Origin of the sequence: Streptacidiphilus sp. PB12-B1b (assembly GCF_014084125.1) — a bacterium.
In the GTDB taxonomy this organism is placed as follows: Bacteria; Actinomycetota; Actinomycetes; order Streptomycetales; family Streptomycetaceae; genus Streptacidiphilus.
Genome location: NZ_CP048405.1, coordinates 2,201,557 through 2,228,346, shown reverse-complemented (window position 1 = coordinate 2,228,346; position 26,790 = coordinate 2,201,557). Strand labels below are relative to the sequence as shown.

Annotated in this window: 25 protein-coding genes and 1 pseudogene; 18 read left to right on the top strand and 8 right to left on the bottom strand. The window is 73.4% G+C overall.

Annotated elements, in window-relative coordinates; all coding sequences use genetic code 11:
- The first annotated feature begins 37 nt into the window (after positions 1 to 37).
- Together GXW83_RS10060 and GXW83_RS10055 are read left to right on the top strand one after the other, a co-directional pair.
- Positions 38 to 1,420 (top strand): 8-oxoguanine deaminase, encoded by a 1,383-nt coding sequence (locus GXW83_RS10060; protein ID WP_182442732.1) that lies wholly within the window; start codon positions 38 to 40, stop codon positions 1,418 to 1,420.
- A 217-nt stretch (positions 1,421 to 1,637) separates the two neighbouring features.
- Positions 1,638 to 2,591: an NADPH:quinone oxidoreductase family protein gene (locus tag GXW83_RS10055; protein ID WP_182442731.1), complete on the top strand. Its 954-nt coding sequence runs from the start codon at positions 1,638 to 1,640 to the stop codon at positions 2,589 to 2,591.
- Here GXW83_RS10055 and GXW83_RS10050 read toward each other — a convergent pair.
- The gene (locus GXW83_RS10050; protein ID WP_182442730.1) at positions 2,588 to 4,624 is read right to left on the bottom strand and encodes a galactosylceramidase; all 2,037 of its coding nucleotides are present in this window, start codon (positions 4,622 to 4,624) and stop codon (positions 2,588 to 2,590) included. The two genes, GXW83_RS10055 and GXW83_RS10050, sit on opposite strands and share 4 nt — an antisense overlap.
- 233 nt (positions 4,625 to 4,857) lie before the next feature.
- On the bottom strand, positions 4,858 to 6,489 hold the full coding sequence (gene aceB, locus GXW83_RS10045; protein WP_182442729.1) for a malate synthase A: 1,632 nt from the start codon (positions 6,487 to 6,489) through the stop codon (positions 4,858 to 4,860).
- Positions 6,490 to 6,629: 140 nt separating this feature from the next.
- On the opposite strand from aceB, the gene GXW83_RS10040 reads away from it, so the two are divergent.
- Positions 6,630 to 7,478: an IclR family transcriptional regulator gene (locus GXW83_RS10040; protein WP_182442728.1), complete on the top strand. Its 849-nt coding sequence runs from the start codon at positions 6,630 to 6,632 to the stop codon at positions 7,476 to 7,478.
- Positions 7,479 to 7,569: 91 nt separating this feature from the next.
- On the opposite strand, the gene GXW83_RS10035 is transcribed toward GXW83_RS10040, so the two are convergent.
- Complete coding sequence (locus GXW83_RS10035; RefSeq protein ID WP_182442727.1) at positions 7,570 to 8,187, bottom strand: NTP transferase domain-containing protein; 618 nt, start codon at positions 8,185 to 8,187, stop codon at positions 7,570 to 7,572.
- A gap of 131 nt (positions 8,188 to 8,318) precedes the next feature.
- On the opposite strand from GXW83_RS10035, the gene moaA reads away from it, so the two are divergent.
- From moaA to GXW83_RS10020, 3 genes are all read left to right on the top strand, one after another.
- Positions 8,319 to 9,344 (top strand): GTP 3',8-cyclase MoaA, encoded by a 1,026-nt coding sequence (gene moaA, locus GXW83_RS10030; protein ID WP_182442726.1) that lies wholly within the window; start codon positions 8,319 to 8,321, stop codon positions 9,342 to 9,344.
- A 147-nt stretch (positions 9,345 to 9,491) separates the two neighbouring features.
- Positions 9,492 to 10,325 (top strand): hypothetical protein, encoded by an 834-nt coding sequence (locus GXW83_RS10025; RefSeq protein WP_182442725.1) that lies wholly within the window; start codon positions 9,492 to 9,494, stop codon positions 10,323 to 10,325.
- Between the two features lie 127 nt (positions 10,326 to 10,452).
- Positions 10,453 to 11,265: a hypothetical protein gene (locus tag GXW83_RS10020; protein ID WP_370466629.1), complete on the top strand. Its 813-nt coding sequence runs from the start codon at positions 10,453 to 10,455 to the stop codon at positions 11,263 to 11,265.
- A gap of 94 nt (positions 11,266 to 11,359) precedes the next feature.
- Here the strand turns inward: GXW83_RS10020 and GXW83_RS10015 are convergent, their stop codons facing one another.
- Complete coding sequence (locus GXW83_RS10015) at positions 11,360 to 11,884, bottom strand: PadR family transcriptional regulator (RefSeq protein ID WP_182442724.1); 525 nt, start codon at positions 11,882 to 11,884, stop codon at positions 11,360 to 11,362.
- Positions 11,885 to 12,047: 163 nt separating this feature from the next.
- Here GXW83_RS10015 and GXW83_RS10010 point away from each other — a divergent pair.
- A pseudogene (locus tag GXW83_RS10010) lies at positions 12,048 to 13,090 on the top strand (DUF2637 domain-containing protein).
- A gap of 63 nt (positions 13,091 to 13,153) precedes the next feature.
- Here the strand turns inward: GXW83_RS10010 and GXW83_RS10005 are convergent.
- Complete coding sequence (locus GXW83_RS10005; RefSeq protein ID WP_182442723.1) at positions 13,154 to 15,286, bottom strand: SpoIIE family protein phosphatase; 2,133 nt, start codon at positions 15,284 to 15,286, stop codon at positions 13,154 to 13,156.
- A gap of 263 nt (positions 15,287 to 15,549) precedes the next feature.
- Here GXW83_RS10005 and galE point away from each other — a divergent pair, with 263 nt between their 5' ends.
- From galE to cutA, 5 genes are all read left to right on the top strand, one after another.
- A complete protein-coding gene (gene galE / locus GXW83_RS10000) occupies positions 15,550 to 16,548 on the top strand; it encodes a UDP-glucose 4-epimerase GalE (protein ID WP_182442722.1) in 999 nt (332 codons plus the stop codon).
- 190 nt (positions 16,549 to 16,738) lie between these two features.
- A complete protein-coding gene (locus GXW83_RS09995; protein WP_182442721.1) occupies positions 16,739 to 17,461 on the top strand; it encodes an urease subunit gamma in 723 nt (240 codons plus the stop codon).
- A gap of 62 nt (positions 17,462 to 17,523) precedes the next feature.
- A complete protein-coding gene (locus tag GXW83_RS09990; RefSeq protein ID WP_182447205.1) occupies positions 17,524 to 19,221 on the top strand; it encodes an urease subunit alpha in 1,698 nt (565 codons plus the stop codon).
- Positions 19,222 to 19,268: 47 nt separating this feature from the next.
- A complete protein-coding gene (locus tag GXW83_RS09985) occupies positions 19,269 to 20,312 on the top strand; it encodes an agmatine/peptidylarginine deiminase (protein WP_182442720.1) in 1,044 nt (347 codons plus the stop codon).
- Between the two features lie 104 nt (positions 20,313 to 20,416).
- Complete coding sequence (cutA, locus tag GXW83_RS09980) at positions 20,417 to 20,740, top strand: divalent-cation tolerance protein CutA (RefSeq protein WP_182442719.1); 324 nt, start codon at positions 20,417 to 20,419, stop codon at positions 20,738 to 20,740.
- A gap of 11 nt (positions 20,741 to 20,751) precedes the next feature.
- Here cutA and GXW83_RS09975 read toward each other — a convergent pair whose 3' ends face one another.
- The 3 genes from GXW83_RS09975 to GXW83_RS09965 are packed head-to-tail and all read right to left on the bottom strand — an operon-like array spanning position 20,752 to position 22,805.
- The gene (locus tag GXW83_RS09975; RefSeq protein WP_370466628.1) at positions 20,752 to 20,955 is read right to left on the bottom strand and encodes a 4a-hydroxytetrahydrobiopterin dehydratase; all 204 of its coding nucleotides are present in this window, start codon (positions 20,953 to 20,955) and stop codon (positions 20,752 to 20,754) included.
- 37 nt (positions 20,956 to 20,992) lie between these two features.
- Positions 20,993 to 21,508 carry an NUDIX hydrolase gene (locus GXW83_RS09970; protein WP_182442717.1) on the bottom strand — a complete coding sequence of 172 codons (516 nt, stop codon included), beginning with the start codon at positions 21,506 to 21,508 and terminating at the stop codon, positions 20,993 to 20,995.
- A gap of 16 nt (positions 21,509 to 21,524) precedes the next feature.
- Positions 21,525 to 22,805, bottom strand: coding sequence for a helix-turn-helix domain-containing protein (locus GXW83_RS09965; RefSeq protein WP_182442716.1), 1,281 nt, complete (start codon positions 22,803 to 22,805; stop codon positions 21,525 to 21,527).
- 120 nt (positions 22,806 to 22,925) lie between these two features.
- Here GXW83_RS09965 and GXW83_RS09960 point away from each other — a divergent pair, with 120 nt between their 5' ends.
- From GXW83_RS09960 to GXW83_RS09935, 6 genes are all read left to right on the top strand, one after another.
- Positions 22,926 to 23,141 carry a hypothetical protein gene (locus GXW83_RS09960; protein WP_182442715.1) on the top strand — a complete coding sequence of 72 codons (216 nt, stop codon included), beginning with the start codon at positions 22,926 to 22,928 and terminating at the stop codon, positions 23,139 to 23,141.
- A 178-nt stretch (positions 23,142 to 23,319) separates the two neighbouring features.
- A complete protein-coding gene (locus GXW83_RS09955; protein ID WP_182442714.1) occupies positions 23,320 to 23,493 on the top strand; it encodes a hypothetical protein in 174 nt (57 codons plus the stop codon).
- Positions 23,490 to 23,876, top strand: a complete 387-nt coding sequence (locus GXW83_RS09950) for a hypothetical protein (protein ID WP_182442713.1) — start codon at positions 23,490 to 23,492, stop codon at positions 23,874 to 23,876. Before GXW83_RS09955 ends, GXW83_RS09950 begins: the two co-directional genes overlap by 4 nt.
- 465 nt (positions 23,877 to 24,341) lie before the next feature.
- A complete protein-coding gene (locus GXW83_RS09945) occupies positions 24,342 to 24,566 on the top strand; it encodes a hypothetical protein (RefSeq protein ID WP_182442712.1) in 225 nt (74 codons plus the stop codon).
- Positions 24,567 to 24,886: 320 nt separating this feature from the next.
- Complete coding sequence (locus GXW83_RS09940; RefSeq protein WP_182442711.1) at positions 24,887 to 25,489, top strand: TetR/AcrR family transcriptional regulator; 603 nt, start codon at positions 24,887 to 24,889, stop codon at positions 25,487 to 25,489.
- Positions 25,490 to 25,714: 225 nt separating this feature from the next.
- Positions 25,715 to 26,770 carry a DUF4328 domain-containing protein gene (locus tag GXW83_RS09935; RefSeq protein WP_182442710.1) on the top strand — a complete coding sequence of 352 codons (1,056 nt, stop codon included), beginning with the start codon at positions 25,715 to 25,717 and terminating at the stop codon, positions 26,768 to 26,770.
- The last annotated feature ends 20 nt before the right edge of the window (positions 26,771 to 26,790 follow it).

Here is a 26,790-nt window from a genome sequence, read left to right as displayed (position 1 = left end):
ACCCGCCGCACCTGCCGGACACCGCCGAGGAGCACCCATGAGCATCCTTCCGCCCCCCGCCGACGAGCGCATCGTCATCGAGAACGCCGCGATCGCCACCGTCGACGCCGAGGACCGCGAGTACCGCAGCGGCCATGTGGTGATCGCCGGCAACCGGATCGAGTCGGTCGGCGAGGGCCGCGCCCCGCAGTGGCTGCAGGGCGTCACCCGGCGCGTCAACGCCGAGGGCCACCTGCTCACCCCGGGGCTGGTCAACACCCACCACCACTTCTACCAGTGGATCACCCGCGGGCTGGCGCAGGACGACATCCTGTTCGACTGGCTGGTCGCGCTCTACCCGACCTGGTCGCGCATCGACGAGCGGCTGGTCCACGCCGCCGCCCAGGGCTCGGCCGCCGCGCTGCTCAAGTCCGGCTGCACCACGGCCATGGACCACCACTACGTGTTCCCGCAGGGCGGGGGCGACATCCTGGGCGCCGAGATCGAGGCCGTGGCCGAGCTGGGGCTGCGCTTCACCGCCACCCGGGGCTCGATGGACCGCGGCCGGAGCGACGGCGGCCTGCCGCCGGACCACGCCGTGGAGACCACCGAGGCCATCCTGCTCGCCTCCGAGGCCGCCGTGGACCGCTACCACGACGCCTCCTCCGACTCCATGCTGCAGATCGCCATCGCCCCCTGCTCGCCGTTCTCGGTGACCACCGAGCTGATGCGGGAGTCGGCGCTGCTGGCCCGGCGCAAGGGCGTCCGGCTGCACACCCACGGCTCGGAGACGGCCGAGGAGGAGCAGTTCTGCAAGGAGCTGTTCGGGATGGGCCCGACCGACTACTTCGAGAGCGTGGGCTGGCTCGGCGAGGACGTCTGGATGGCCCACTGCGTCCACATGGACGACTCCGACATCGCCAAGTTCGCCGAGACCGGCACCGGCGTGGCGCACTGCCCCTCCTCCAACGCCCGGCTGGCGGCCGGCATCGCCCGGGTGCCCGCCATGCTCGCGGCCGGTGTGCCGGTGGGCCTGGGCGTGGACGGCACCGCCTCCAACGAGTCCGGCGAGCTGGGCACCGAGCTGCGGAACGCGCTGCTGATCAACCGGCTGCACGGCAGCCCGTCCGCGCTGACCGCGCGCTCGGTGCTGCGGCTGGGCACCATGGGCGGCGCCCGGGTGCTGGGCCGACAGGACGACATCGGCTCGATCGAGGTCGGCAAGCTGGCCGACCTGGCGCTGTGGAAGGTGGACGGGGTGATGCACTCCTCGATCGCCGACCCGGTCGCCGCGCTCGCCCTGGGCGCGCTGCCGCCGCTGTCGCTGCTGCTGGTCAACGGCCGCCCGGTGGTCGAGAAGGGCCTGCTGACCACGGTGAACGAGGACCGCATCGCCAAGGCCGCCGCCGACGCCGCCCGGGAGCTGGCCTCCCGCGGCTGAGGCGCCGCACCACCCCCCGGCCCGCACCACCCCCGTACTCCGGGCGCGCACTGGACGGTGTGCCGCCCGGGCCCCGGCGCGCCTCCGCGCGCGCAGGGGAGCGGCCCCGGACCCACGGCGAGGGTCCGGGGCCGCGGCATGCCCGCGCTGTCCCCGCGACATACCAGCCGGTATGTTGGCTCCAGGACGACAGCGCGGACCCAAGCGAGGAGCGGCAATGCGGGCAGTACAGATCACCGAGTTCGGCGGCCCCGAGGTACTGCGGCTGGTGGAGCTGCCCGATCCGGTGGCCCAGCCGGGGCAGCTGCTGATCGAGGTGGACGCGATCGGCGTGAACTACGCCGACACCCACGCGGTGGAGGACTCCTACCTGTCCAGCAGCACCCTGCCGATGGTGCCCGGCGGCGAGGTGGTCGGGCGGACCGCCGACGGCCGCCGGGTGGTGGCGCTCACCGCCACCGGCGGCTACGCCGAACGCGCGGTGGCCTGGGAGCCGATGGCGCTGGACGTGCCGGACGGGGTCTCCGACGCGGCGGCGCTGGCCCTGGTCGTCCAGGGGCTGACCGCCTGGAACCTGCTGCGCACCTCCGCCAAGCTCGCCCCGGGCGAATCGGTGGTGGTGCACGCGGCGGCCGGGGGCACCGGCTCGCTGGCGGTGCAGCTGGCCAAGCGCTTCGGCGCGGGCCGGGTGATCGCCACCGCCTCCACCAAGGAGAAGCGGGAGCTGGCGCTGGAGCTGGGCGCGGACGTCGCGGTGGAGGCCGAGGGCGAGGGCCTCAAGGAGCGGCTGGTCGAGGCCAACGGCGGCAAGAAGGTCGACATCGTCCTGGAGATGACCGGCGGCCCGGTGTTCGACGCCTCGCTGGCGGCGCTGGCGCCGTTCGGCCGGCTGGTCGCGTACGGCATGGCCTCGCGCACCGCGCCGCAGCCGATCGTGGCGGCCTCCCTGATGGCGCGCTCGCGGGCGGTGGTCGGCTTCTGGCTGATGCACTGCCTGGGCCGCCCGGAGTTGCACGCCGAGCCCATGGCGGAGCTGCTGCGGCTGGTCGCGCAGGGCGAGTTGAGGCCGCTGACCGGCGAGGCCTACCCGCTGTCGGAGGTCGCCCGGGCGCATGAGGACCTGCGCGCCCGGCGCACCACCGGCAAGCTGGTGCTCGACCCGCGCGGCTAGTTCGACCCGCGCGGCTGGTTCGGGGTGACCGACAGGTCGGCGAACTCGGCCGGGAGGTAGCTCCCGGTGCCGAGGCCGACCTGTCCGGTCCGGTAGCCGTCGGCGTCGGTGACCGCGCCCACCTGCTCGCCGTCGATCGAGGCGGTGATCCGGTCGCCGCTGAAGGACAGCGCCAGCCGGTGCCAACTCCCGGTGCCCGCAGCCGAATCCAGGGTGCCCTGGTCCAGGGTGACCGGCGCGCCCGTGCTGCTGGTGCGGACCAGCGTCCAGGCCCCACGGTCCGTCAGTTCCAGCCGGTAGCCGTCGATCTGGGCCGGGTCGAAGCGCTTCTGCTGCCCGACCCGGCCCAACAGCTGTACCGAGCCCGGCTGTTGCAGCAGCGTCTCGGCCGAGACGGTGTAGTCGCTCCAGTCGAGGCCGCCCAGCAGCGCGTACGGGGTGCTCGGCCGGTCCCAGGTGATCGGCGGGTCGGTGTCCATCTGCCGGACGCAGGTGCCCGGGCGGCCACCGGCGCAGGGCGCGCCCTCGAACGCGCCGTTCATGTCCGCGAGGTAGCGGGCCTCGCCGCCCACCGGGACGCCGCCGAAGCTGTCGGCGTACGGCAGCGCCAGCGGCGCGGGCGCGGGCCCGGCGGCGGTCCCGGCGCCCTGGCCGGTGGTGGTGGTGACGGTGTACACCCGCCCGGGCAGCAGGGTCAGCCGGTAGCGGCCGCCGGTCGGCTTCAGGTCGGCCTGCCGCACCAGGTGGGCGCCGTGGCCGGCCCGGGCGGCGCGGGTGCCGGTCAGGTCGGTGGACCAGACGTGCAGCGCTCCCCCGGGCAGTCCGCCGGAGACGGACAGCTCCAGCGTCTGCGCCGCCTTGGCGTCCAGGGTCTCCAGCACGGTGCTCCAGGCGGCCTTGCCGGGGGCCCGGTAGCTGACGTAGCTGCCGTTGTCGCGGTCGCCGCCGAGGTAGCCGCTGCCCGAGTCGACATAGCGCCAACCGGGTTGGGTGAACTGGGTGGTCTGGGCGATCGCCCAGGTGCTGGCGCCGACGGTGTAGGCGCCGCTCCAGGGCTGGTCGGCGGTGAGCAGGCCGTCGGTGCGGTACGGCAGGTTCTGGTAGAGCGAGGCCACCAGCGGCCAGTTGACGAACGCGCTGAGCCTGGCGTCCAGATAGCCCCGGTTGATGGCCCGGGCGATCGGCGCGGCCCCGGCCTGGAAGTCCTCCGAGCCGTTCTCGCTGGCCCACAGCTGCTTGCCGGTGGCGTCGGCGTCGGCGTTTCCGGTGCACCTGGTCATCGCGGACAGGTAGGTGCACGGGTAGTGCACGCCGATGACGCCGACCGCGGCGGCGAAGGCCGGATCGCCGCGCAGCGCGCCGGCGACCTGCCAGGTGGAGTCGGCGCCGACGATCTGCGTGGAGCCGTAGCCGTGGGCGAGCAGCGCGGCGTGCAACTGCTCGTACCAGGCGGCGTTGTAGCCGCGTTCGTTCCAGCCGCCGAGGTAGTCGATGGTGAGCCCGTGCTGCCGGGCGCAGCCCAGCCAGGTGACCAGGTAGTCGACGGTGTCGGTGGACCAGAACGAGCCGTGGCCGATCCAGCCGGGCGCGCCCCAGGCCAGCCCGTACAGCTTGACGGCCGGGTTCAGCGCCTTGGCCTGCTCCATCAGCGGCCACTCGTAGCCCGCGTCGCAGTCCACCGTGCCGCGGGTGTGCTCGATGCTGGGCTCGGCGCCGTCGGTGGAGTTGGTGTCGCCGCCGATCTCGACCTTGAGGATCTGCAGCGCGGCGCCGTAGCCGGGCTTGAACAGGTAGTCCATGATCTGCGCCCGCTGGGCCGCCGGATAGTCGGCCAGCAGACGGGAGTTGCCGCCGCCGCCGCTGATGGCGCCGATGCCGTCGAAGGTCCGCCCGGGGCTGTCGCCGTCCACGGTGACCCGGGTGACCACTGGCCGCGGCGAGGCGTCGTAGGCCATCGACACCCCGAGCAGCAGGGTGGCCACGGCGATGACGGCGGCGGCCGTCGCGGGCCACGGGACGGCGGGGCGTTGCATGCGGTGCTGGTCCTTCGGCGGGCTCGGAGGCGGGGGCCGCGCACGGACGGGTGGGTGTACGGCGGCGGAGCACACCCTAGCGTGCGCCCGGCCGCCCGCCGGTCAGGCCGCGCGCTCGGGCTGCCGGGCGCCGCCGCCGTCCGGGTGGCGCTGTCGAGCGGCGGCGGCCCGGGCGGACCTCCCCAGGTGCCCGGGCCGCCACCGCCGGTCCGCGAGGGCCGCCGGGGCGGCCGTCAGTCCAGCAGGGCGTAGCCGGGCAGGGTCAGGAAGTCGACGAACTCCTCGGCCAGCGAAACCTGTTCGAAGAGGTCGGCGGCCGCCTCCCAGCGCCCGGCCGCGTAGGCGTCCTCGCCCAGTTCGGCGCGCAGTTCGGCCAGGTCGGTCGCCACCAGGTCGCGGACCAGCTCCGGGGTGACCTTGGCGCCGTTGTCCAGGACCACGCCGTTGTGGATCCACTGCCAGATCTGCGAGCGGGAGATCTCGGCGGTGGCGGCGTCCTCCATCATGTTGAAGATGCCGACCGCGCCGAGTCCGCGCAGCCACGCCTCGATGTAGCGCAGGCCGACCTGGACCGCGTTGTGCAGCCCGGCGGCGGTGCAACTGCCGCCCGCGCCACGGACGTCGAGCAGCTCGGCGGCGGTGACCGTCGTGTCCGGAAGGACGTCCTTCTGGTGCGGGCGGTCGCCGAGGACGGCGTCGAAGGAGGCCCTGCAGACCGGGACCAGGTCGGGGTGGGCCACCCAGGAGCCGTCGAAGCCGCTGCCGGCCTCGCGCTCCTTGTCGGCGGTGACCTTCTCCAGCGCGGCGGCGTTGACGGCCGGATCGCGCCGGGAGGGGATGAACGCGGCCATGCCGCCGATCGCGTGGGCGCCGCGCCGGTGGCAGGTGCTGACCAGCAGTTGGGCGTACGCGCGCATGAACGGCGAGGTCATGCCCACGGAGTTGCGGTCGGGCAGGACGAACGCCTGCCCCGCGTCGCGGAAGTTCTTGATGACCGAGAAGAGGTAGTCCCAGCGTCCGGCGTTGAGCCCGGCGGCGTGGTCGCGCAGCTCGTAGAGGATCTCGTCCATCTCGAAGGCGGCGGTGACGGTCTCGATCAGCACGGTGGCGCGGACGGTGCCGTGCGGGATGCCGAGCGCCTGCTGGGCGTGGGTGAAGACCTCGTTCCAGAGCCGGGCCTCGAGGTGGCTCTCGGTCTTCGGGAGGTAGAAGTACGGGCCGGAGTTGGGGTCCTGCGGGCCGCGGGCCAGCAGCCGGGCGGCGTTGTGGAAGAAGTACAGGCCGAAGTCGAACAGCGCGCCGGCCACCGGCTCGCCGTCGACCCGCAGGTGCGCCTCGTCCAGGTGCCAGCCGCGCGGGCGGACGACCACGGTGGCCAACTCGGCGTCGGGGCGCAGGGCGTAGGACCTGCCCTGCGGGGTGGCGAAGTCGATCCGGCGCTCGAACGCGTCGATCAGGTTGAGCTGGCCCTCGACCAGGTTGCGCCAGGTGGGCGAGGTGGCGTCCTCGAAGTCGGCGAGCCACACCCGGGCACCGGAGTTGAGGGCATTGACGACCATCTTGCGGTCGGTGGGGCCGGTGATCTCGACCCGGCGGTCCTGGAGCGCGCGGGGGGCCTCGGCGACCGTCCAGTCGGCGGCGCGGACGTCGGCGGTGGCCGGGTCGAAGTCGAGGGTGCCGGTGGCGGCGATGCGGGCGCGGCGCTCCTGGCGCAGGGCGAGCAGTTCGCGGCGGCGGGGGTCGAAGCGGCGGTGCAGGTCGGCGACGAACGCGAGGGCGTCGGGGGTGAGGACCTCCTCGCCCCGGTCGACCGGCACGCCGGTGACGGTGACGGAGGGGAGGTCTGGGTCCTGCGGTCCGGCCATGGTCCTGAGCTCCTTCAAGCAGGGGACGTGCACGCGGTGGACGGCGGGCGGCGGCGGATGATCGAAACAGTCGTCGCACACGCCGTGCTTCTGTAAGGTGGAGGCTAGTTTCCGCGATGCAGAAATTCAACACTTTGTTGATGTTGCTCGCGGCACACCGTACCCCTCCCGCGCAGGAAGGCAATCCCGTGGCCGCACCCCCCGCCTCGCTGGACGCCGCGGCGGCCGACCGCTCCGGCGGCGTGCAGTCCGTCGAGCGCGCCTTCCAGCTGCTGGAGGCACTGGCCGACTCCGGCGGCGTCAGCACCCTGAGCGACCTGGCGACGGCGTCCGGGCTGCCCATGCCGACCATCCACCGGCTGGTCCGCACCCTGGTGCAGCAGGGGTACGTCCGGCAGGACACCGCGCGCCGCTACACCCTCGGCCCCCGGCTGATCCGGCTGGGCGAGACCGCCGGGCGGCTGCTGGGCAGCTGGGCCCGCCCCTACCTGGCCGAGCTGATGGAGGCGACCGGCGAGACCGCCAACCTGGCCGTCCTGGAGGCGGGCGAGGTGGTGTACGTCGGACAGGTGCCCTCGCGGCACTCCATGCGGATGTTCACCGAGGTCGGCCGACGGGTGCAGCCGCACTGCACCGCCGTCGGCAAGGTGCTGCTCGCGCAGCTCCCGCGGCAGGAGGCGGCGGCGGTGCTCGGCCCCGGCCCGCTGCCCGCGCACACCGAGCACACCGTGACCGCGCCGGGCAGCCTGCTGGCCCAGTTCGACGGTGTCACCGACGCGGGCTACGCGGTGGACGACCAGGAGCAGGAGATCGGCGTGCGCTGCATCGCCGTGGTCGTCCCGGGCGCGCCCACCCCCACCGCCCTGTCGGTCTCCGGCCCGGAGGCGCGGGTGCGGGCGCTGGAGGCGCGCAGCGGGCGGGGCGGGCTGATCCCGCAGATGCAGGAGATCGCCTCCCGGCTCGGCCAGGCCCTGGCCGCCAGCGGCTGACACCGGGCCGCTGCGGGCCGCTCAGGGCCGGAGCTGCTCAGGCCCGGGCCCGTTTCAGGCCCGGGCCGCCGTGAGGGCCGCTGCGGGCCGCTCAGGGCCGGGCACCGGACCAGGCGGCCCACGCCTCGGCGGTGTCCACGTCGTCCGGCACGGCCACGTCGCCGCACTCGACCAGGGCCAGCTCGGCGGCGTGCGCGCGCAGCAGCTCCCGGGCGCCCGCGTCGCCGACCGCGCCCGCCGCCGCCTCGGCCCAGTACCGGGCGCCGATCAGCACCGGGTGCCCGCGCCTGCCGCCGTAGGCCGCGGCCGCCAGCTCCGCCCCCGCCCGCTGGGCGTCCAGCAGCCGGGCGACGGCCGCCGGGGTCACCCCGGGCGTGTCCACCAGGCCCACCAGCGCGGCCGGGGCCCCGGGCGCGACCGAGTCCAGCGCGGCCAGCCCGGCGCGCAGCGAGGAGCCCATCCCGGATGCCCAGTCCGGGTTCCGCACCACCGTGCAGCCGCCCAGGTCGGCCCGGGCCGCGACCTCCGCCGCGCCCGCGCCCAGCACCACCACGGCCCGGGCACACCCCCCGGCGCGCAGCACCCCCAGCGCGTGCTCCACCAGCGGGCGCCCCCGGTACGGCAGCAGCGCCTTGGGCCCCAGGCCGAGCCGGCGGCCCGCACCGGCGGCGAGGAGCAGGGCGACGGGTCCGGGCGGCGGTGGCTGCATGCGTCCAGTGTGGCCGGAGCGGCCCCGGGAGCGGAGTTGGAGGATTGCACAGGCGCGCCGCGCGGCCCCGCCGGGTTCACCGGGGCTTCGCCCGCTGGACCACGGGCGGCCGCTGCGGATCTACTGGCCCCATGCCCACCACCGCACTCCCGGACGCCGCCCCGGCCGTCCGGCCGCTCCAGGACCGCTTCGGCCGGGTCCACACCGACCTGCGGGTCTCCCTCACCGACCGGTGCAACCTGCGCTGCACCTACTGCATGCCGGAGGAGGGGCCGGGCTGGCTGCCCAGGCCGGAGCTGCTGACCGACGACGAGGTGGTGCGGCTGGTGCGGATCGGCGCGCAGCGGCTGGGCATCCGCACCGTCCGGCTCACCGGCGGCGAGCCGCTGCTGCGGCGCGGCCTGCCCGGGCTGGTCGCCCGGCTGGCCGCCCCGGCGGACGCCCCCGAGCTGTCGCTGACCACCAACGGCGTCGGCCTGGCCCGCAGCGCCGCCGCGCTGCGCGAGGCCGGGCTGCGCCGGGTCAACGTCAGCCTGGACACCCTGCGCCGCGACCGCTACCGCGAGCTCACCCGGCGCGACCGGCTGGCGGACGTGCTGCTCGGCCTGGCCGCCGCGCGGGCCGCCGGGCTGGCCCCGGTGAAGGTCAACGCGGTGCCGGTGCGCGGGGTCAACGAGGACGAGATACCGGAGCTGGCCGCCTTCGCCGTGGAGCACGGCTACCGGATGCGCTTCATCGAGTCCATGCCGCTGGACGCCCAGGGGGCCTGGCAGCGGGAGCGGATGGTCACCGCCGACGAGATCCTGGAGCGCCTCGCCGGGCGCTTCGCGCTGGAGCCGGTGCCGCGCGCGGGCAGCGCCCCGGCCGAGGAGTGGCGGGTGCTCGGCACGGACGCCGTCGTCGGCGTCATCGCCAGCGTCACCCGGCCGTTCTGCGGCGGCTGCGACCGGGTCCGGCTGACCGCCGACGGGCAGTTGCGCAACTGCCTGTTCGCGACCGCCGAATCGGACCTGCGGGCGCTGCTGCGCGGCGGCGCGGACGACGCCGCGATCGAGGACGCCTGGCGGACCGCCGTGGCCGGCAAGGGCCCCGGGCACGGCATCGGCAGCGCCTCGTTCCGCCGGCCGGACCGCCCGATGTCGGCCATCGGCGGCTGACCGCCCCGGCGCCGTCCGGACCGGCGCTGTCCGGACGGTGCGGCCGGACCCTGCCAGCGATCGCTGTCCGCGACAGGCACTCCCCGAACCGGCGGGTTTCGGCGACGATGGACGTGCACGTGTCCCCTGTCGATCGGACGGTCCGCCATGCCCGCCACGCCGCAGCCCGACAACCCCGGCCAGTCCCCCGCGGTGGGGCCCGTGCGCTGCCCGTCCTGCCGCCGCGAGCACAGCTACGAGCCGCCCGGCCTGCCCTGCGCCTGCGGGGCGACGCTGAAGGTGCCGCTGCTGCGCGGCGGCACCCCGGTGCAGGTCCGGCACCGGTCCTGGTCGGACTCCTGGCTGAGCATGCGCTGCCCCTCCTGCGGGCGCTCCGAGGAGTGGCCGCAGCCGGAGTTCACCTGCGGCTGCGGCGTGACCGTGCGGCTGCCGGTGGACACCGCCCGCAGGGCCGTCCCGGTCACCCCGGCCGCGCCCGCCGCCGTCCCGCCGAACCGCCCGGCGCCCGCGCGCCCGGCGCAGGCCGCCCACCCGGTGCAGCCGGTCCGCCCGGTGCAGCCGGTGCAGGCCCGGCCGCAGCAGCCGGCCGGGCGTCCGCCGTTCGTCCCGCACCCGGTGCGCACCCCCGACGACGCGGTGATCGCCGCCGGGCGGTTCCTGGAGTGGCTCGGCCACGGCTCGCTGGAGGTCTCCGACTCGCAGGACCGCGAGGGCGTGTGCCTGCTCGGCCCGAGGATCGTGGCGCAGGTGGACACCTGGACCGAGCCGGTCGACCTGCGCGCCGTGGAGTGCCTGTGGCTGAACACCCTGCACGCCGACGAGCTGCAGCCGGTGATGTTCACCCTGGCCGGGTACAGCCAGGAGTCCCGCAACCGCGCCGACCAGCTGCTGGTCGCCCTGTTCGACCTGGACCCCTCCGGGAGCCCGCAGCCGGTGAACTCCGCCGCCCGCGAGTTCCTGCGCACCGGCGCGGGCAGCTAGCGGACGGTCGGGCGGCGGCGGGAACGGGCGGCAATCGCAACCGGACCCGTCCGCGATCTGGCGCGGCTCCCCGGGCGCGTGTTGGAATTCCGTCACCACCCGCCAGCAGCACGGAGGGGAGCCGTCCTTGTCGGACCAGCGAGGTACCCGGATCGAGGACCCGTACGACGCTGCCCGCCGGGGCGCCGGGCCGGCCCCCGCCGACACCGGACCGGCCCCGGACACCGTCTGGCTGCTCCGCTCGCGCGGCTGCTGGTCGATCGCCGCGGCGCTGCTGGAGCCGGCCGCCGCGCACTCCCCCGCCGCGGCCCTGGACCGGGCCGAACTCCTGATCGAGCAGGCGCTGTTCACCGGGGACGGCTGGGCCGCCGCCGAGGGTGCGCTGCGGCTCGCCGAGGCCGGTGCGCACACCGACGAGGAGCGCTCGGCCGCCGCCTGCGCCCGTGGCCACCTGGCGTACTGCGCCACCCTGCTGGGCGTGCACGACCGGCTGGACGAGGCCCAGGCCGCCCTCGGTCGGGCCTCCGCGCTGCTGCCGCCGGGCGCGCCGGGCCGCCCGCTGCTGGACTTCCGGCGCGGCCTGGTCGCCGAGAACCTGCTGAAGGACCCGGCCTCGGCCAGGACCGCCTACCGCCGCGCCCACGCCGGGGCCGAACAGCTCCAGGACGACCTGCTCCTGGCCGACACCTGGCGGCGGCTGGCGTCCATCGCCCGGCAGGACGGCAACCTGGCCGGGGCCCGGCACGGCTTCGCCGAGTCGCTGCGGCTGCGCGAGCAGAACGGCTTCGCCGTCGGCCTGGCCCCGGCGCTGGCCTCGCTGGCGGACGTCTCGCCCAGCGCCGAGGCGGCGCTGCTGCGGGCTCAGGCGTCGCGGCTGATGCGGGCCTTCGGCGGCGTCCCGGTCCAGTCGGCGGCCGAGCAACTGCCGGGCCGCGCATAGGCGGTGACGATCCGGGCGCGGTTCGGCATCCGCGCGGCGGCAGCCCGCCACCCACCGCGAGCCAGGGCGCCGCCTGCGGGCTCGCTGCTGCCGCTCATCGGCGGACCTCCGCGGCGAGTTCGTCCAGCCGGGCGCTGGTGAGTTCGAGCCAGCGCAGGTCGGCCTCGAGGTGGAACAGGGCGTGGTCGCAGACCAGTTGGTCGGCGAGGTCGCCGTCGAGCTTGCGCCGGGTCAGCTCCCGCATCAGCCGCAGGTGTTCGCCGCGCTGGGCGTCCAGGATGTCGGCGGCCGGGCGGCGGGTGAGCAGGGCGAGCACCACCTTGGTGTAGAGGGTGCTCTGCAGGTAGGGCTCGGGCGCCTCGGGGCGGCCCAACCACTGCTCGACGTCGGTGACTCCGGCTTCGGTGACGGCGTAGCGCTTGCGCTCCGGGCCCTCTCCGGCCTCGACGGCGTCGACCTCGACGAGCCCGTTCTTGAGCAGCCGGGACAGGGTTGCATACACCTGTCCGTAGTGCAGCGCACGATCGTGACCAAATTGTTCATCGTAGGCGCGTTTGATGTCGTAGCCGTGGCGGGGCTGCTGTTCCAGCAGGCCAAGGATGGTGTGACCGAGTGACATGGGGCAACTGTACACACCATGTATACGCCGAGTGTATACACCCGTCCTGGTGTACTCCGCCGCAAAAGCCCCACCCGAGCAGCGGAGTTGAGCCAGTATGGTTTCCGCCTCGGCGTCTGCCGAGGGGAGCACTCACTGGCGGTACATCAGGCGGGGCGGTTTCATGAGACTTTCCGACATAACGCTGGGGTGGGGGATCACCGCTGTCGCGGCGGTCCTCGCTGTCGCCGGCGTGGCGACCCTGCTGCGCTCGCGCGGCTCGGCGGCGCGGGACAGCACCGACTCCTGGGAGCGTGGCGAGGAGCGCCGCCGCAAGAAGGAGGCTCTCTACGGAAGCGCCTCCTACGTGCTGCTGTTCGCCTGTGCGTCGGTCGCCGCCGCGCTCTCCTTCCACGGCCTGGTCGGCTTCGGCGTGGAGAACCTCAACCTGAGCGGCGGCTGGCAGTACCTGGTGCCGTTCGGCCTGGACGGCGCGGCCATGTTCTGCTCGGTGCTGGCCGTCCGCGAGGCCAGCCACGGTGACGCCGCGCTCGGATCGCGCATCCTGGTCTGGCTGTTCGCCGCCGCGTCGGCCTGGTTCAACTGGGTGCACGCGCCGCGCGGCATCGACCACAACGGCGCCCCGCAGTTCTTCGCCGGGATGTCCCTCTCGGCCGCGGTGCTGTTCGACCGCGCGCTGAAGCAGACCCGCCGCGCGGCCCTGCGCGAACAGGGCCTGGTGCCGCGCCCGCTGCCGCAGATCCGGATCGTGCGCTGGCTGCGCGCCCCCGGGAGACCTTCGCCGCCTGGTCGTTGATGCTCCTGGAGAACGTCCGGACGCTGGACGACGCGGTCGAGGAGGTCCGCGAGGACAAGCGGCAGCGGATGCTCGACCGGGACAAGCAGCGCCGGGACTCCCGCCAGGAGCGGGCCGAGCTGCGGGCGCTGAGCAGCCCCGGCCGGAGCTGGTCCCGGAGCGAGAGCCGCCGGATGGCCCTGCCCGCACTGCCGCACCCGGCCTCCGGCCAGGCGTCGGGCTCGACCACCGGCCCGGCTGCGTCCCCGGCCGCGGCCCAGGGCGAGCGCGAGCCGGTACCCGCCCCGGTCGCTGCGGAGCCCGTCATAGCCAGGACCTTCGACCTGACGGCCGAGGACGACACGCTGACCCTGCCCCGGCTGGACTCGCTGGAGCAGAAGCTCAAGGACCTGGAACGCCTGTACGGCTGACGGTCCGTCCGTGGTCCCCGGACCCGGCCCCGCACCGGCCCGCCCTGTCGGCCGCCGGAGGCGTCAGGCCGGGACCGGGGACCACGCCAGTTCGAACCACATCCGTTTGCCGGTCCCGCGCGGGTCCACCCCCCAGGCGTCGGCCAGCGCCTCCACCAGCATCAACCCGCGCCCGGAGGACGCCTGTTCGCCGGGCGTGCGGCGCTTGGGCCACATGTCGGAGTCGTCGTCCACCTCGACCCGCAGCCGGGCCGGGCCGAGGTTGTCGGTCTGGCTCTCCTGGAACAGCCGGGCCGTCAGCAGCGCGTCCCGGTCGGTGTGCACCAGCGCGTTGGTGATCAGCTCCGAGGTGAGCAGCTCCACCGTGTCGGCCAACTCCCCCACGCCCCAGCGCCGTACCGCGTCGCGCAGTTCGCGGCGCACCTCGGAGATCCGGGCCAGGTCGGCCTGCGGGACGCGCCGGCGCAGCTGCCGCGGACGCTCGCCGGACGGGCCGTCCCAGCGCAGCAGCAGCAGCGCGATGTCGTCGTCGCGCTCATGGCTCTCGGCCGCCGACTCGATCCGCTCGGCCAACTCCTCCAGCGCGCCCGGGCCCTGCGGCGACGGGCCGCCGATGGCCTCGCGCAGCCGCTCCATGCCGACGTCCAGATCCACCGAGCGGGTCTCGACCAGCCCGTCGGTGCACAGCAGCAGCAGTTCGCCCGGGTCCAGGGTGAACCGGGTGACCGGGTAGGTACCCTCGGGGTCGATGCCCAGCGGCAGCCCACCGGCCACCGGCTGCACCGCGCTGCTGCCGTCGGCCCGGCGCACCAGCGGGTCCAGGTGCCCGGCGCGGACCGCGTACACCGCGCCGTAGTCCACGTTGACCTCGGCGTACAGGCAGGTGGCGAAGTGGCCGGTGTCCAGGTCGGCGAGGAAGCGTGAGGCGCGCGCCATCACCGCGGCCGGGGGGTGGCCCTCGGCGGCGTAGGCGCGCAGGGCGATCCGCAGCTGGCCCATGACCCCGGCCGCGTGCACGTCGTGGCCCTGGACGTCGCCGATGACCACGCCGACGTGCCCGCCGGGCAGCGGCACCACGTCGTACCAGTCACCGCCGATCTGCAGCCCGGTCCCGGCCGGGAGGTAGCGGACGGCGCTGGTGAAGCCCGGCAGCGGCGGCACCCGGCGCGGCAGCAGCACCCGCTGCAGCCCGGCCGCCAGCTCGTGCTCGGCGTCGTGCAGCCGGGCCCGGGCGAGGGACTGCGCGACCATGCCGCCGAGGGTGCCGAGCAGCGTGCGGTCCTCCGCGTCCAGCTCCCTGGCCTCGTCGAAGCTGATCACGCAGACCCCGAGCGGCCGCCCGCTGGCGACCAGCGGCAGGAACACCCAGGAGCCCCGGTTGGTCGGCTCGACCTGCGGCCAGGCCTGCGGGAACCGCTCCTGGTACTCCTCGGGGCTGCCGATGAAGACCGGGGTGCGAGTGCGCAGCGCCAGCGTGGCCGGGTGGTCGGCGTCCATCGGCAGGTGGTCGGGGGCCCGGGCGTCGTCGCGGTAGCCGGTGGAGCGCTGGATCTGGATCCGGCCGTTCTCCAGCACCGCGAGCACCAGCCCGTCCGGCGGGATGCCCGGCAGCGGCAGCTCGGTGAAGACCCGGGCGACGTCGCGCACGCTCACCGCGTCCGACAGGGCGCGGGCGGTCTCCTTGATGAAGCGGGTGCGCTCCTCGCGGAGCACGGCCAGGTGGTCGGCGCGCAGCCGCTTGTTCAGCTCGACCGTGGCGTCCCAGACGAAGCCCACCAGGTGCGCGGGCAGCCCCTGCTCGTCCGGCAGCACCCGGCCGCGGAAGCGCACCGCGCGCAGGCCGCCGCTGTGCACCACCGTCCGGTAGTAGGCGCCGCACTGGCCCAGGTCCTGCACGGCGCGCTGCACCCGGCGGCGGACGACGGCCCGGTCGTCGGGGTGCAGCATCTCCAGGAACGCCCGGGCGTCGAAGCCCGCGCTGTAGTCGCTGTCCAGGCCGATGATGGTGCGGGCGCGCTCGTCCCCGACGATCACGTCGTTGCGGATGTCCCAGTCGAAGGTGCCGATGCCGTTGGCGGCCATGGCCGGTTCCAGCCAGGAGGCGGGGCCGCCGTCCAGGTCGGGCTCGCCCGGCGGGGTCATGCCCAGCGCCGACGCGCCCAGTGCAGGCCGGGGCGGCTGGGGTACCGAAACCATGCTGCTCCCGCCAGTGTCCGCCGCTCGGGCCCGGTCCAGCGCTGCCGGGACAGCGTCCGGGTCTACGTGTGTTTTATCCGCACTTCCGCACTTCATCCTGTCGGATGAAGTGCGGGACGGCAATGCCGACGCTGTCCGGATACCGGATCACCGGCATCACCGAACGGCCAAGGGCAGGTCACGGAACCATCTCGGCAAACCGGACGTCAGTAACCCAGACGGCGCCATCCGGGGCGCCGGGCGTCCGAAGGGGTGGGATTGACATGAAGGTACTGATTACCGGCGGGGCCGGGTTCATCGGCAGCACGGTCGCCTCCGCCTGCCTGGACCATGGGATCACCCCAGTCATCCTCGACAACCTGGTGACCGGCCGCCGCGAGTTCACCGGCGGCCGGGACTTCTACGAGGGCGACATCGCCGACGGGCCGCTGCTGGACCGGATCTTCGCCGAGCACCCCGACATCGACGCCGCCATCCACTGCGCCGCCCTGATCGTCGTCCCCGAGTCGGTCGCCGAGCCGCTGCGCTACTACCGGGAGAACGTCGCCAAGACCGTCTCGCTGCTGGAGCACCTCCAGCGCAACGGCTGCGACCGGCTGCTGTTCAGCTCCTCCGCCTCGATCTACACCCCGGGCGAGGACTTCACCGTGGACGAGTCCTCGGCGCTGGACCCGCTCAGCCCGTACGCCCGCACCAAGATGCTGATGGAGCTGGTCTTCAAGGACACCGCCGAGGCCAAGGGCATGCGGGTGCTCTCGCTGCGCTACTTCAACCCCATCGGCGCCGACCCGCAGCTGCGCACCGGGCTTCAGGCAGCCGCACCCTCGCACGCCCTGGGCAAGCTGATCGAGGCCCGGCGCAGCGGCGAGCCGTTCCGGATCACCGGCACCGACTGGCCGACCCGCGACGGCAGCGGCATCCGCGACTACGTCCACGTCTGGGACCTGGCCCGGGCCCATGTCGCCGCGCTGCAGCACTTCGACGAGGCGCTGCCCGCCGACGGCCCCGGCCGCTACGAGGTCATCAACCTCGGCACCGGCGAGGGCACCACGGTGCGTGAGCTGGTGGCCGCGTTCGAGACGGTGACCGGCGCCCCACTGCCCACCGAGGAGGCCGGCCCGCGCCCGGGCGACAACGCGGGGGCCTTCACCCGCAGCGACAAGGCCGCCCGGCTGCTGGACTGGCGGCCGGAGCTGAGCCTGGAGCAGGGCATCGCCGACACCCTGGCCTGGTTCTCCCGCCGCCAGGCGGTCCTGGCCTGACCGGCCGCCCGCCGGGCTGCGCCGCAGACACGCCCGGGTGCGCGGGCGTCCCCCTCCGGGACGCCCCCGCACCCGGGCGTGTCTGCTCTGCGGCAGCGCCCGTCCGGGGTCACGCTGGACATCGCCGCCGGGTGGGGGTGTAATGCATCCACATGTTTGAACGACGTTCTAAATCCTAGGGCGAGGCACCGTGCGACTGACACCGACCGAGCGGGACCGGCTGCTGATCTTCACCGCGGCGGAGCTGGCCCGCGCCCGGCGCGCGCGGGGCGTGCGCCTGAACGTCCCCGAGGCCACCGCGCTGATCGCCGACACCGTCTGCGAGGCCGCCCGCGACGGCCGCCGCCTGGCCGAGGCCGTCGAAGCCGGACGCACCGTGCTGACCGCCGACGACGTCCTGCCCGGCGTCCCCGACGTGGTCACCACCCTCCAGGTCGAAGCCGTCTTCGACGACGGCACCCGCCTGTGCGTCATCGACGACCCCTTCCGCGGCGCCGGCTCCCTCGGCCCGGACGCCCCCGGCGCGGCCCTGCCCGGCCCGGGCGAGGGCTACCAGCCCGCCGAGCCCGCGGCGCGGCTGCCGGTGCGCAACACCTCGCCGGTGCCGATTACCGTCACCTCGCACTTCCACTTCTTCGAGTCCAACCCCCGGCTGGCGTTCGACCGGGCCGCCGCATACGGCATGCGGCTGGCCGTCCCGGCCGGCTCCAGCGTCCGCTTCGACCCCGGTGCCACGGTGGAGGTCGCGCTGCTGCCGGTCGGCGGCGAGCGCGTCGCCGTGGGCTTCGCCGGGCTGGTCGACGGCCCGCTGGACGCCCCCGGCGCCCGCGAGGCCGCGCTGGCCAAGGCCCGCGCCACCGGCTACCTCACCAGCTTCGACCCGCAGCCCGCCGCCGAGGAGGACCACCAGTGAGCGCCAGCCGCTTCGACGCACAGGGCTGCCACGGCCGCCCCGGCGCCGTCCCCGCCGACAGCATCGACCCGCACGACTACATCGCCGTCCACGGCCCCCGCACCGGCGACCGCGTCCGGCTGGGCGACACCGGCCTGATCATCCGGGTCGAGTCCGACTCCCAGCAGCCCGGCGAGGAGTTCCTGGCCGGCTTCGGCAAGACCGCCCGCGACGGCCTGCACCTCAAGGCCGCCGCCGTCCGCGACACCTGCGACCTGGTCATCTCCAACGTCCTGGTGATCGACGCCGTCCAGGGCATCCGCAAGACCAGCATCGGCATCCGCGAAGGCCGGATCTGCTCCATCGGCCGCGCCGGCAACCCCGACACCCTCGACTGCGTGGACGTGGTCGTCGGCACCGGCACCACCATCGTCTCCGGCGAGGGCATGATCGCCACCGCCGGCGCCATCGACACCCACGTCCACCTGCTGTCGCCGCGGATCATGGAGGCGTCGCTGGCGTCCGGCACCACCACCATCATCGGCCAGGAGTTCGGCCCGGTGTGGGGCGTCGGCGTCAACTCCCCCTGGGCGCTGCGGCACGCCTTCAACGCCTTCGACGCCTGGCCGGTCAACATCGGCTTCCTGGCGCGCGGCTCCTCCTCCGACGACGCCCCGCTGGTCGAGGCCCTGGCCGAGGGCGGCGCCTGCGGCTTCAAGGTGCACGAGGACATGGGCGCCCACACCCGCGCCCTGGACACCGCCCTGCGTGTCGCCGACGAGCACGACGTCCAGGTCGCCCTGCACACCGACGGCCTGAACGAGTGCCTCTCGGTCGAGGACACCCTCGCCGTCCTGGCCGGACGCACCATCCACGCCTTCCACATCGAGGGCTGCGGCGGCGGGCACGTGCCCAACGTCATGAAGATGGCCGGCGTCCCCAACGTCATCGGCTCCTCCACCAACCCCACGCTGCCCTACGGCCGGGACGCCCTCGGCGAGCACTTCGGCATGATCGTCTCCGCCCACGACCTGAAGATCGACCTGCCCGGCGACGCCGCCATGGCCCGCGACCGCATCCGGGCCGGCACCATGGGCGCCGAGGACATCCTGCACGACCTCGGCGTCATCGCCATCACCTCCTCCGACGCCCAGGGCATGGGCCGGGCCGGCGAGACCGTCCGCCGCACCCTGGCCATGGCCGGGAAGATGAAACTCGAGCTCGGCCCGCTGGACGGCACCGGCTCCTACGGCGACACCGGCGGCGGCGACGACAACGAACGCGTCCTGCGCTACATCGCCAAACTCACCATCAACCCCGCCATCGCCCACGGCCTCGCCCACGAGATCGGCTCCCTCGAACCCGGCAAGCTCGCCGACATCGTGCTGTGGCGCACCGACCACTTCGGCGCCAAGCCCCAGCTCGTCCTCAAGGCCGGATTCCCCGCCTACGGCGTCACCGGCGACCCCAACGCCTCCACCGACCGCTGCGAACCCCTGGTGCTGGGACCACAGTTCGGTGCCCACGGCTCCACCCCCGCCGACATCTCGGTGGCCTTCGTCTCGCAGACCGCCCTCGACCACGGCGACCGGCTCCCCACCCGCCGACGCCGCGTCGCCGTCCGCAACACCCGCACCATCGGCCCGCGCGACATGATCCGCAACCACCGGCTCGGAGCAGTGGACGTCGACACCCGCACCGGACTGGTCTCCCTGGACGGCGAGCCGCTGCGCTCCGAGCCCGCCGACTCGGTCTCCCTCAGCCGTCTCTACTTCCTCTGAACCTCTGCCTGAACTCTCTGTCTGAACTCCCTTAAGGATTGCTACTCATGACCACCGATCAGACCCCGGCCGAGCTGGGCTTCGGCATGCCCGCCGAGTGGCAGCCGCACGACCGCACCTGGATGGCCTTCCCCACCGCCAACGAGACCTTCGGCGAGGACGAGCTGCACGCCGCCCGCGAGGCGTGGGCCGCCGTGGCCAACACCATCGTCCGCTACGAGCCGGTCACGCTGATCGCCAACAACGGTGAGGCCGACGACGTCCGGCGCTACCTCTCCGACCAGGTCGAGATCGTGGAACGCCCGTTGGACGACGCCTGGATGCGGGACATCGGCCCTACCTTCCTCACCGACGGCCAGGGCCAGGTCGCCGCCGCCGACTGGGTGTTCAACGGCTGGGGCGCGCAGGAGTGGGCCAGTTGGGAGTACGACCAGGACATCGCCGAGGAGGTCGCCAACCTCGCCGGAGTGCGCCGCTTCGCCTCCCGCCTGATCAACGAGGGCGGCGGCATCCACGTGGACGGCGAGGGCACCGTGCTGCTCACCGAGACCGTGCAACTCGGCGAGGGCCGCAACTCCGACTGGACCAAGGAGCAGGTCGAAGCCGAGATCCACGCCCACCTGGGCACCACCAAGGCGATCTGGGTGCCGCGCGGCCTCACCCGCGACTACCAGCGCTTCGGCACCCGCGGCCACATCGACATCGTCGCCGCCTTCCTGCGGCCCGGCGTGGTCGCCGTCCACACCCAGACCGACCCGGCCCACCCCGACCACGAGGTCACCCAGCAGATCGCCGCGCTGCTGCGCACCTCCACCGACGCCCGCGGCCGGCTCCTGGAGGTCGTTGAAATCCCGGCCCCCACCGTCCTGTTCGAGGAGGACGGCGAGCCGGTCGACTACTCCTACATCAACCACTACCTGTGCAACGGCGCGGTCGTCCTCTGCGCCTTCGACGACCCCCGCGACCAGGAGGCCGCCGCGATCTTCGCAGAGTACTTCCCGGACCGCACGGTCGAGTTGGTCGATGCCCGCGAGATCTTCGCCAACGGCGGCGGCATCCACTGCATCACCCAGCAGCAGCCCCGCGCCTGACTCGCCACACCCCGACACCACGCCGTGGAACACCCTCCCGGGTACCGCAGCGGACAACGGGTAGGCTCCCGTACGCCGCCGCAGCCCGATCCAGGGAGGGTTCCATGGCCGGGTACATCACCGTGCTGACCACCACCGACACCGCCGAGGGCGCCGCCGAACTGGCCCGCGCCGCCGTCGAGGCCCGCGCTGCGGCATGCGCCCAGATCGACGGCCCGATCCGCTCCGTGTACTGGTGGGACGGCGCGGTCCAGGAGACCCAGGAGTGGCGCGTCGTCTACAAACTCCCGGCCGCCCTGTACGACGCCCTCGAAGCCCTGATCAAGCGCGTCCACACCTACGACACCCCGGAGATCATCTCCACCGACATCCCCCGAGCCAGCACCGACTACCTCCGCTGGCTCACCACCGAAACCACGCCCCGCTAGGCCACGGCTTCTCAGATCCCCGCGACGTCCCAGGAGGCGGCGTGCCCGGCGGCGATCGCGTCGATGCGCTCGGCAAGGTTGAAGTCGGCGATCGTCAGCCGGTCGCCCGCGTCGTGGGTCGTGATCGTGAACCGCACCCCCTCGAAGGACAGGTGGACATCGGCGTGGTGCGCCGTGAGCCGCGAGACGTCCGCGACGTGCACGATCAGCGCCACACCCGCGTGGTACCGCACCGGTACGAGGCGCGGGGGCTCAGGCGTTGGTTGCGGTTCGGTGGGGGCCAAGGAAGTAGCAGAGCGCCGTCAGTGAGGGGCCGTCCGCAACCTGTCCGGCCGCGATGAGTCTGACCACCTCGGCTTCAGGTATCCATTCGATGCGAGAGGACTCGCTACGGTCCTTCGGCGGCCCGATGTACTCGCAGTCCGTCACGTGGAAGCTGTTGAACCGCATCGTGGAGATGCCGCTCAGCGCGTTGTAGGCGATCAGGGGGACGATCTTCCCCGGGCGCCACCCTGTCTCTTCCTCGACCTCCCTGCCGATCGCCCCGGCAGGGTCCTCGCCGGGGTCTGCCCAGCCCGCCGGAACCTCCCAGCCCCAGGTGTCGGTGATGAACCGGTGCCGCCACAGCAGCAGAAAGCGCCCCTGCTCGTCGGTGACCACGGACGTCGTGGATGGCCGGGGCATGGTGAGGACGTGGTGCTGCAACCGGCCCAGGCCCGGCACCTCGACATCGTCCAGCCACACGTTCACGTAGTCGCTGCCGTACACGAGGTGTCGTCCATGGCTAATCCAGCGCACCAGCGAAGTCCTCTCGGTGGAAGGTCTGGTGCGACTCTCTCATGCGGCCCGCGAGCCGGATGACCTGCGGCAGCGCCTTCCATGGCCGAAGGGACGCCTGGAGTGCCTGGGCTCGGATGATGGTGGGCCGTACGTCGCTTCCGGCAGCGATGTCGAGTGCCCGGTGGCCGAGTCTGCACGCCTCGTCGATGTCACCGGTGCCGACGCGGCAGTCCGCGAGGTCGTAGGTGAGCAGGGCGCGGCCCTTCGCGTCGGCCTGGTCGCGCCACGTGAGGGATGTCTCCAGGAGGGCACTGGCGGCGTCGTGGTCGCCCATCAGGAAGCGGGTCGTACCGGCGATCCCGTCGAGTCGGGCACCGGTGAAGAAGTCGATGCCGCCGATCTCATCGGAAACGGCGAGGAAGGCGGCGGACCGGTCGAGAGCGCGCAGGGCCGCGTCGCGTCTGCCGGTGGCGGCCTGCGCGCGGGCGAGGTTGGCGGTGACCCAGGCGCGGCGCCTGGGGGGTGCGGCTTCGGCGAGACGGTCGGCCCGGACGAGGAGTTCGCTCGCCTGGTCGACGCGATGGGCGGCGAACAGGCCGATGCTCTGCATGGTCAGCAGCCATGCGGTCAGAGCGTCGTCTTCGCCTTCGGTGGCCGCGATCTGGCCGAGGTGGATGAGGGCGCTCGACTGCACGGTGTCACCGGTGTCCAGGTAAGCGAGACCCATGAGGCCGCACAGGACCCCGAGAAGTTGTACGCAGCGGCGGCGGGCTGTGACGGCCTGGGGTTGGTCGAGCAGTCGGTGGAGCTTTGCGAGTTGCCGGGTCATCCCCGGGATGAGCCGGCCGGGAGGCGTGGAGGGGTAGAGGGTGGCGTTGTGAAGGACTGCGGCTTCGAGGTGGAGCAGGACGTCGGGGCTGACGGTGGAGCGGGTGAGGGTGTCCAGGATTTCCCAGGTCTCGGTGCTGATTGCGGTGCCGGGGAGGTCCTCCCGCCCTTGGTCGGCTTCCCAGGTGCGGCGGGCGAGTCCGAGGAGATGCCCGGGAATCCGGAGACCGTCGGCCACGCGTTCGATGACCTGGATGTTGGTGATGACACGGGTGCCGCTCAGGTATTCGGTGACGCGGCTGGTGGTGAAGCCGGTGAGTCTGGCGATGCGCGCAGGGTAGATCCCTGCCCGGCTTTTGAGGAGTTGGAAGACGTCACCGATGCGCCGGTCCTGGCAGGCGGCGATGAACGCCGGGTCGCCGAGGAGGTTCGCGGGGAGGGCGAAGGGTGGTGTCACGGCAACTCCCTGCCGATCGGCGAGGCTTGAGGGTCATCCGAGTATTGCGTACAGAGAGGGACGCCGTGGGTACTCACCGTGTCCCTGCTGCGGATGAGTCAAAGCGTCGATGCTGACTACATGCACGACAGAACCATCGAAGCCGCCCTGCCGATGCCCGACTCACCGGGACGACTCTTCACCGACGCCCAACTCCACGCCCGAGCCTGCATCGTCTGCGGCCGCCCCAGCGGCGAGCTGCTGCGTGCGGGCCACGTCCGCACCGAGGTCCGCCCGGGCGAGCATTTGGTGTGGGCCGTCGTCGCTTGCCCCGAGCACCGGGGGGCGGCGTCGTGATCGCCGAGCACCTGTCCGGCACGGTCGCCCTCAGCACCGGGTCCTTCGTCACCCTTCCCCGGTCCGGAATCCCCGCCGCCTGCGCACGCTGGATGCCGCGCCCCGCTTCAGGCCCCGACCTCACTGGCGCCCAGAGGCTCGCCGCCGCCTTCTGCACCCTCACCCCGGAGACCCCGTCATGACCTCGACCACCAGTCAGACCTGCCACTACTGCGGGCGGCCCGTCACCGGCCGGGCGATCCCCGCATACCCCGAGGACCGTGCGTCGGCCGCCGTCGTCGACGAGGGTCACGACCGCTGCGCGGGCGAGCTCGCTGCGTACATCATGAGCGGACTGGCGGTAGCCCAGTGAGCGATCCCAAGCAAGCCCTCGTACGCTCCACACCCCGGCAGGTCGTGCCGACCGGGATAGTCCATGACGTCAGCAGCGACCTGCAGCAAGCACAGCGGGCACTCGACCGCCTGGAGGCCAACGGGCACCCGGGCGACTATCGGATCGTTGTACAGCCCACCGTGGTCTGCTCCGGTCAGACACTGCTGGAGGCCATGGAGGACGCCACGGCCTTCGTGCGGCAGTCCCCGAACGCTGTGGTGCACTCGCTGGACCTGGCCGTAGTCCTGGGCCCGCTGGACGGGGAGCGGGAATTCCGGCTGTCCCTGTCGGTTTCGTACGCGGACCGGTTCGGCGAGACCACGGGGACGACCCATCACGAGCCGCGTGGCCCGCTGACGTGAGGGGACGCGCAAGCTGCCCACACCCACCGGATCCCGCCGGGGGGTGCCGCGATGCGGGTACGGGATCTGCGGGGGCTGGGGGTCAGGCGTCGAGATCGGGGTTGAGGCGGTGGAGGTGGGCCGTCCAGCGATGACGTCAGTCCTGCCGCATCTGGAATATGACACTGCGTCAGTTAGTGTGTGAGGGCCGACCGTACATCTCGGCACGATCACCGACAGCCGGCAGGCGCCGCCATGCCGCCCTCCCGCGTCCTTGCGCGGCGACCGCCGCAAGGAGCGGCCCGGGGCAGGCGGAAGGGGCGGTGGTCAGCGCCTGCGGGCGGCGATCCGCAGGGTGCCGTTACTGTGCGTAGCCGTTCGAGATGCGGTCTCGATGGGGTGCTGCAAGTGTGGTGCGAGCGCCGGATATGTCCGAATGCGGGCATGCGGTGCCCAACACATTCATGAACCGCAGGAGGCACAACCATGAGCAAGGTCAAGAACCGCGACCGCGCCAAGCCGAAGAGCGCCCTGAACACCACCGAGCACCGCGCCGGAGTCGATCCGAACTCCATGATGCCCGGCTCGGACGAGCAGATGCACATGCAGGGCGAGCACCAGCAGGGCAAGCAGATGCACTCCGAGAAGATGCACGCTGCGCCCCAGGCTCCGGCGCGCAAGAAGGACAAGCAGCGGTTCGGCCACAACTGACCTGTCGGAGCAGGCTGATGACAGCCGCGCACCGATGAGCCAGTGGGCGCGGCGGGGCAGTGCACCAGTCCGGTGCGCTGCCCTGTCGTGCGCCCCTACGTCCAACAGCACTGGTACGCGGGAGACTTGCTCTGGCGGACGCCTGCGCTGTTCGCACGTTGAGGGATTGACGACAGATCAGGTTGGCGAAGGCCCGAACCCCGGGTGGACGGCGTCCGGCACGCGGTACGGCTTGGCTCGTGGCTGGGCGCGCACCGCTCCCGCCTGCTGGTTAACTGGCTGCCTCACTGCCATCGACGGGGAACACGGACACGGACACCATGAGCGACCAGCCCGGCCGCCGCGCGGCGCGGCCACGCGAGGAGGTGCTCGCGGCGGCCATGGCCGCCATCGCCGAGCACGGACTCGCCGCGCTGACCATGGCCGGTCTCGGCCGCCAGGTCGGGATGAGCGCCGGTCACCTGCTCTACTACTTCGGCAGCAAGGATCAGCTGCTGCTGGAGACCCTGCGCTGGAGCGAGGCCCAGCTCGGGGAGCGCCGGAGGGCCGCACTGGACGCGCCCGCGTCCGCCGCGCGCCGGCTCGCCGCGTACATCGACCTCTACCTGCCCACCGGGGCCGGCGATCCGCGCTGGACGCTGTGGCTGGAGGTGTGGGGACGCTCCCTCGCCGACGAGCGGATGCGGATCGGCCAGGCCGAGATCGAGGCGGTGTGGCGGGCCGATCTGGTGGCGCTGCTGCGGCAGGGCATCGCCGCCGGCGAGTTCCGGCCGATCGTCCCGGAGCGGTTCGCGGTGCGCCTGAGCGCGCTGCTGGACGGCTTCGGCACCCCGATCGTGGTGGGGCTCCCCGGCACCGACCGGGAATTGGCTCTCAGCCATATCGGTGAGTACCTGGACGAGGCCCTCAACCTGCACGGATAACGGCCCGGGGGCCCGTTTGCGGGCCGGATGAATGCGTGGACGAATGTCAGAGCCGTCGCATAGCATCAGCCGCCACCCGCCGTACAGGAGCGGGTCGATCTGCTGGAGCCCCCGGTGCCTTGTCCGTCCTGCTCATCCGCATGCCTCGACCCGTACGGACGCTGCCCGGCCTGCGGTTTCGTCGGAGCACCGCCGGTGTACGCCGGGCCCGGGCCGATGGGGCCGATGGCGCCGATGCCGATGGGGCCGGTGGGTCCGGGGCAGCCGCCGAAGGCTCCCGGCGGGCTCTCCATCGCGGCGCAGATCCTGCTGGCCGTGGAGGCGTTCGGCAGCCTGGTCGGGCTGGTGGGGACCGTCCTGGTCCTGGCCTCGCTCAACGCACACGGCATCAGCGGGCGCGCCGGGACCTTCACCGAGGGATTTGCCACGCTGCTGACCGCACCGGTCTTCCTGGCCGCCGTCGTGGTGTTCATCATCTGGTTCCACAAGGTGCGCTCCAACATCGACGTGATCGCCCCGCAGCTGCGCCGCTCGTACGGCCGGGGCTGGGCGATCGGCAGCTGGTTCGTGCCGATCGGCTGGTTCTGGATCCCCCGGATCGTCGCCGGGGACGTCTGGCAGGCCAGCCTGCCGCTGGGCTCCGACCCGCGCCGGACCAGCACCCGATCGGCGCTGCTGAACACCTGGTGGCTGCTGTGGTGCGGGATGTGGGTGTTCGCCATCGCCGAGGCGGCGCAGTCGGACGCCGCCCGGATCGCGGCCAACGGGCCGAACGGCGACGGTACGGTGTCGCTCTCCTCGCTCGAGGCCGGGGCCGTGCTGGGCCTGATCGTCTGTGTGCTGCGCGCGGCGGCGGCGCTGTCCGCGCTGTTCGTGGTGCGCAGGATCACCACCCTCCAGCAGGTGCGGATCCTGCAGGGCCCGGGCGAGGGCCACCCGTACGCCGCCCCGGTCCAGCCGTACCCGGGCGCCTTCCAGCAGCCCTACCCGTACCCGTATCCGTACCCGCAGCCGCCCTACCAGCAGCAGCCGTACCCGGCCGGGCCGTACCCCGGCGGGTACCCGGCTCCGCAGCCGCTGCCCCAGCCGCTGCCGCAGCCGCAGCCGGTGCTGCCTGCCCAGCCGACGGCGCCCGCCGCGCCCGCACAGGCGCCCGCCACCGTCGTGGAGCCGCCGGCCGAGGCCCCGACCGCCGCCGTCACGCTCGCCAAGACCGCGATCGAGGCCAAGGCCGAGCCCGAAGGCGGGAGCACCCCGGCCGAGGACTCCCCCGCCTCCTGACCGGGACGGGCCCGCCCCGG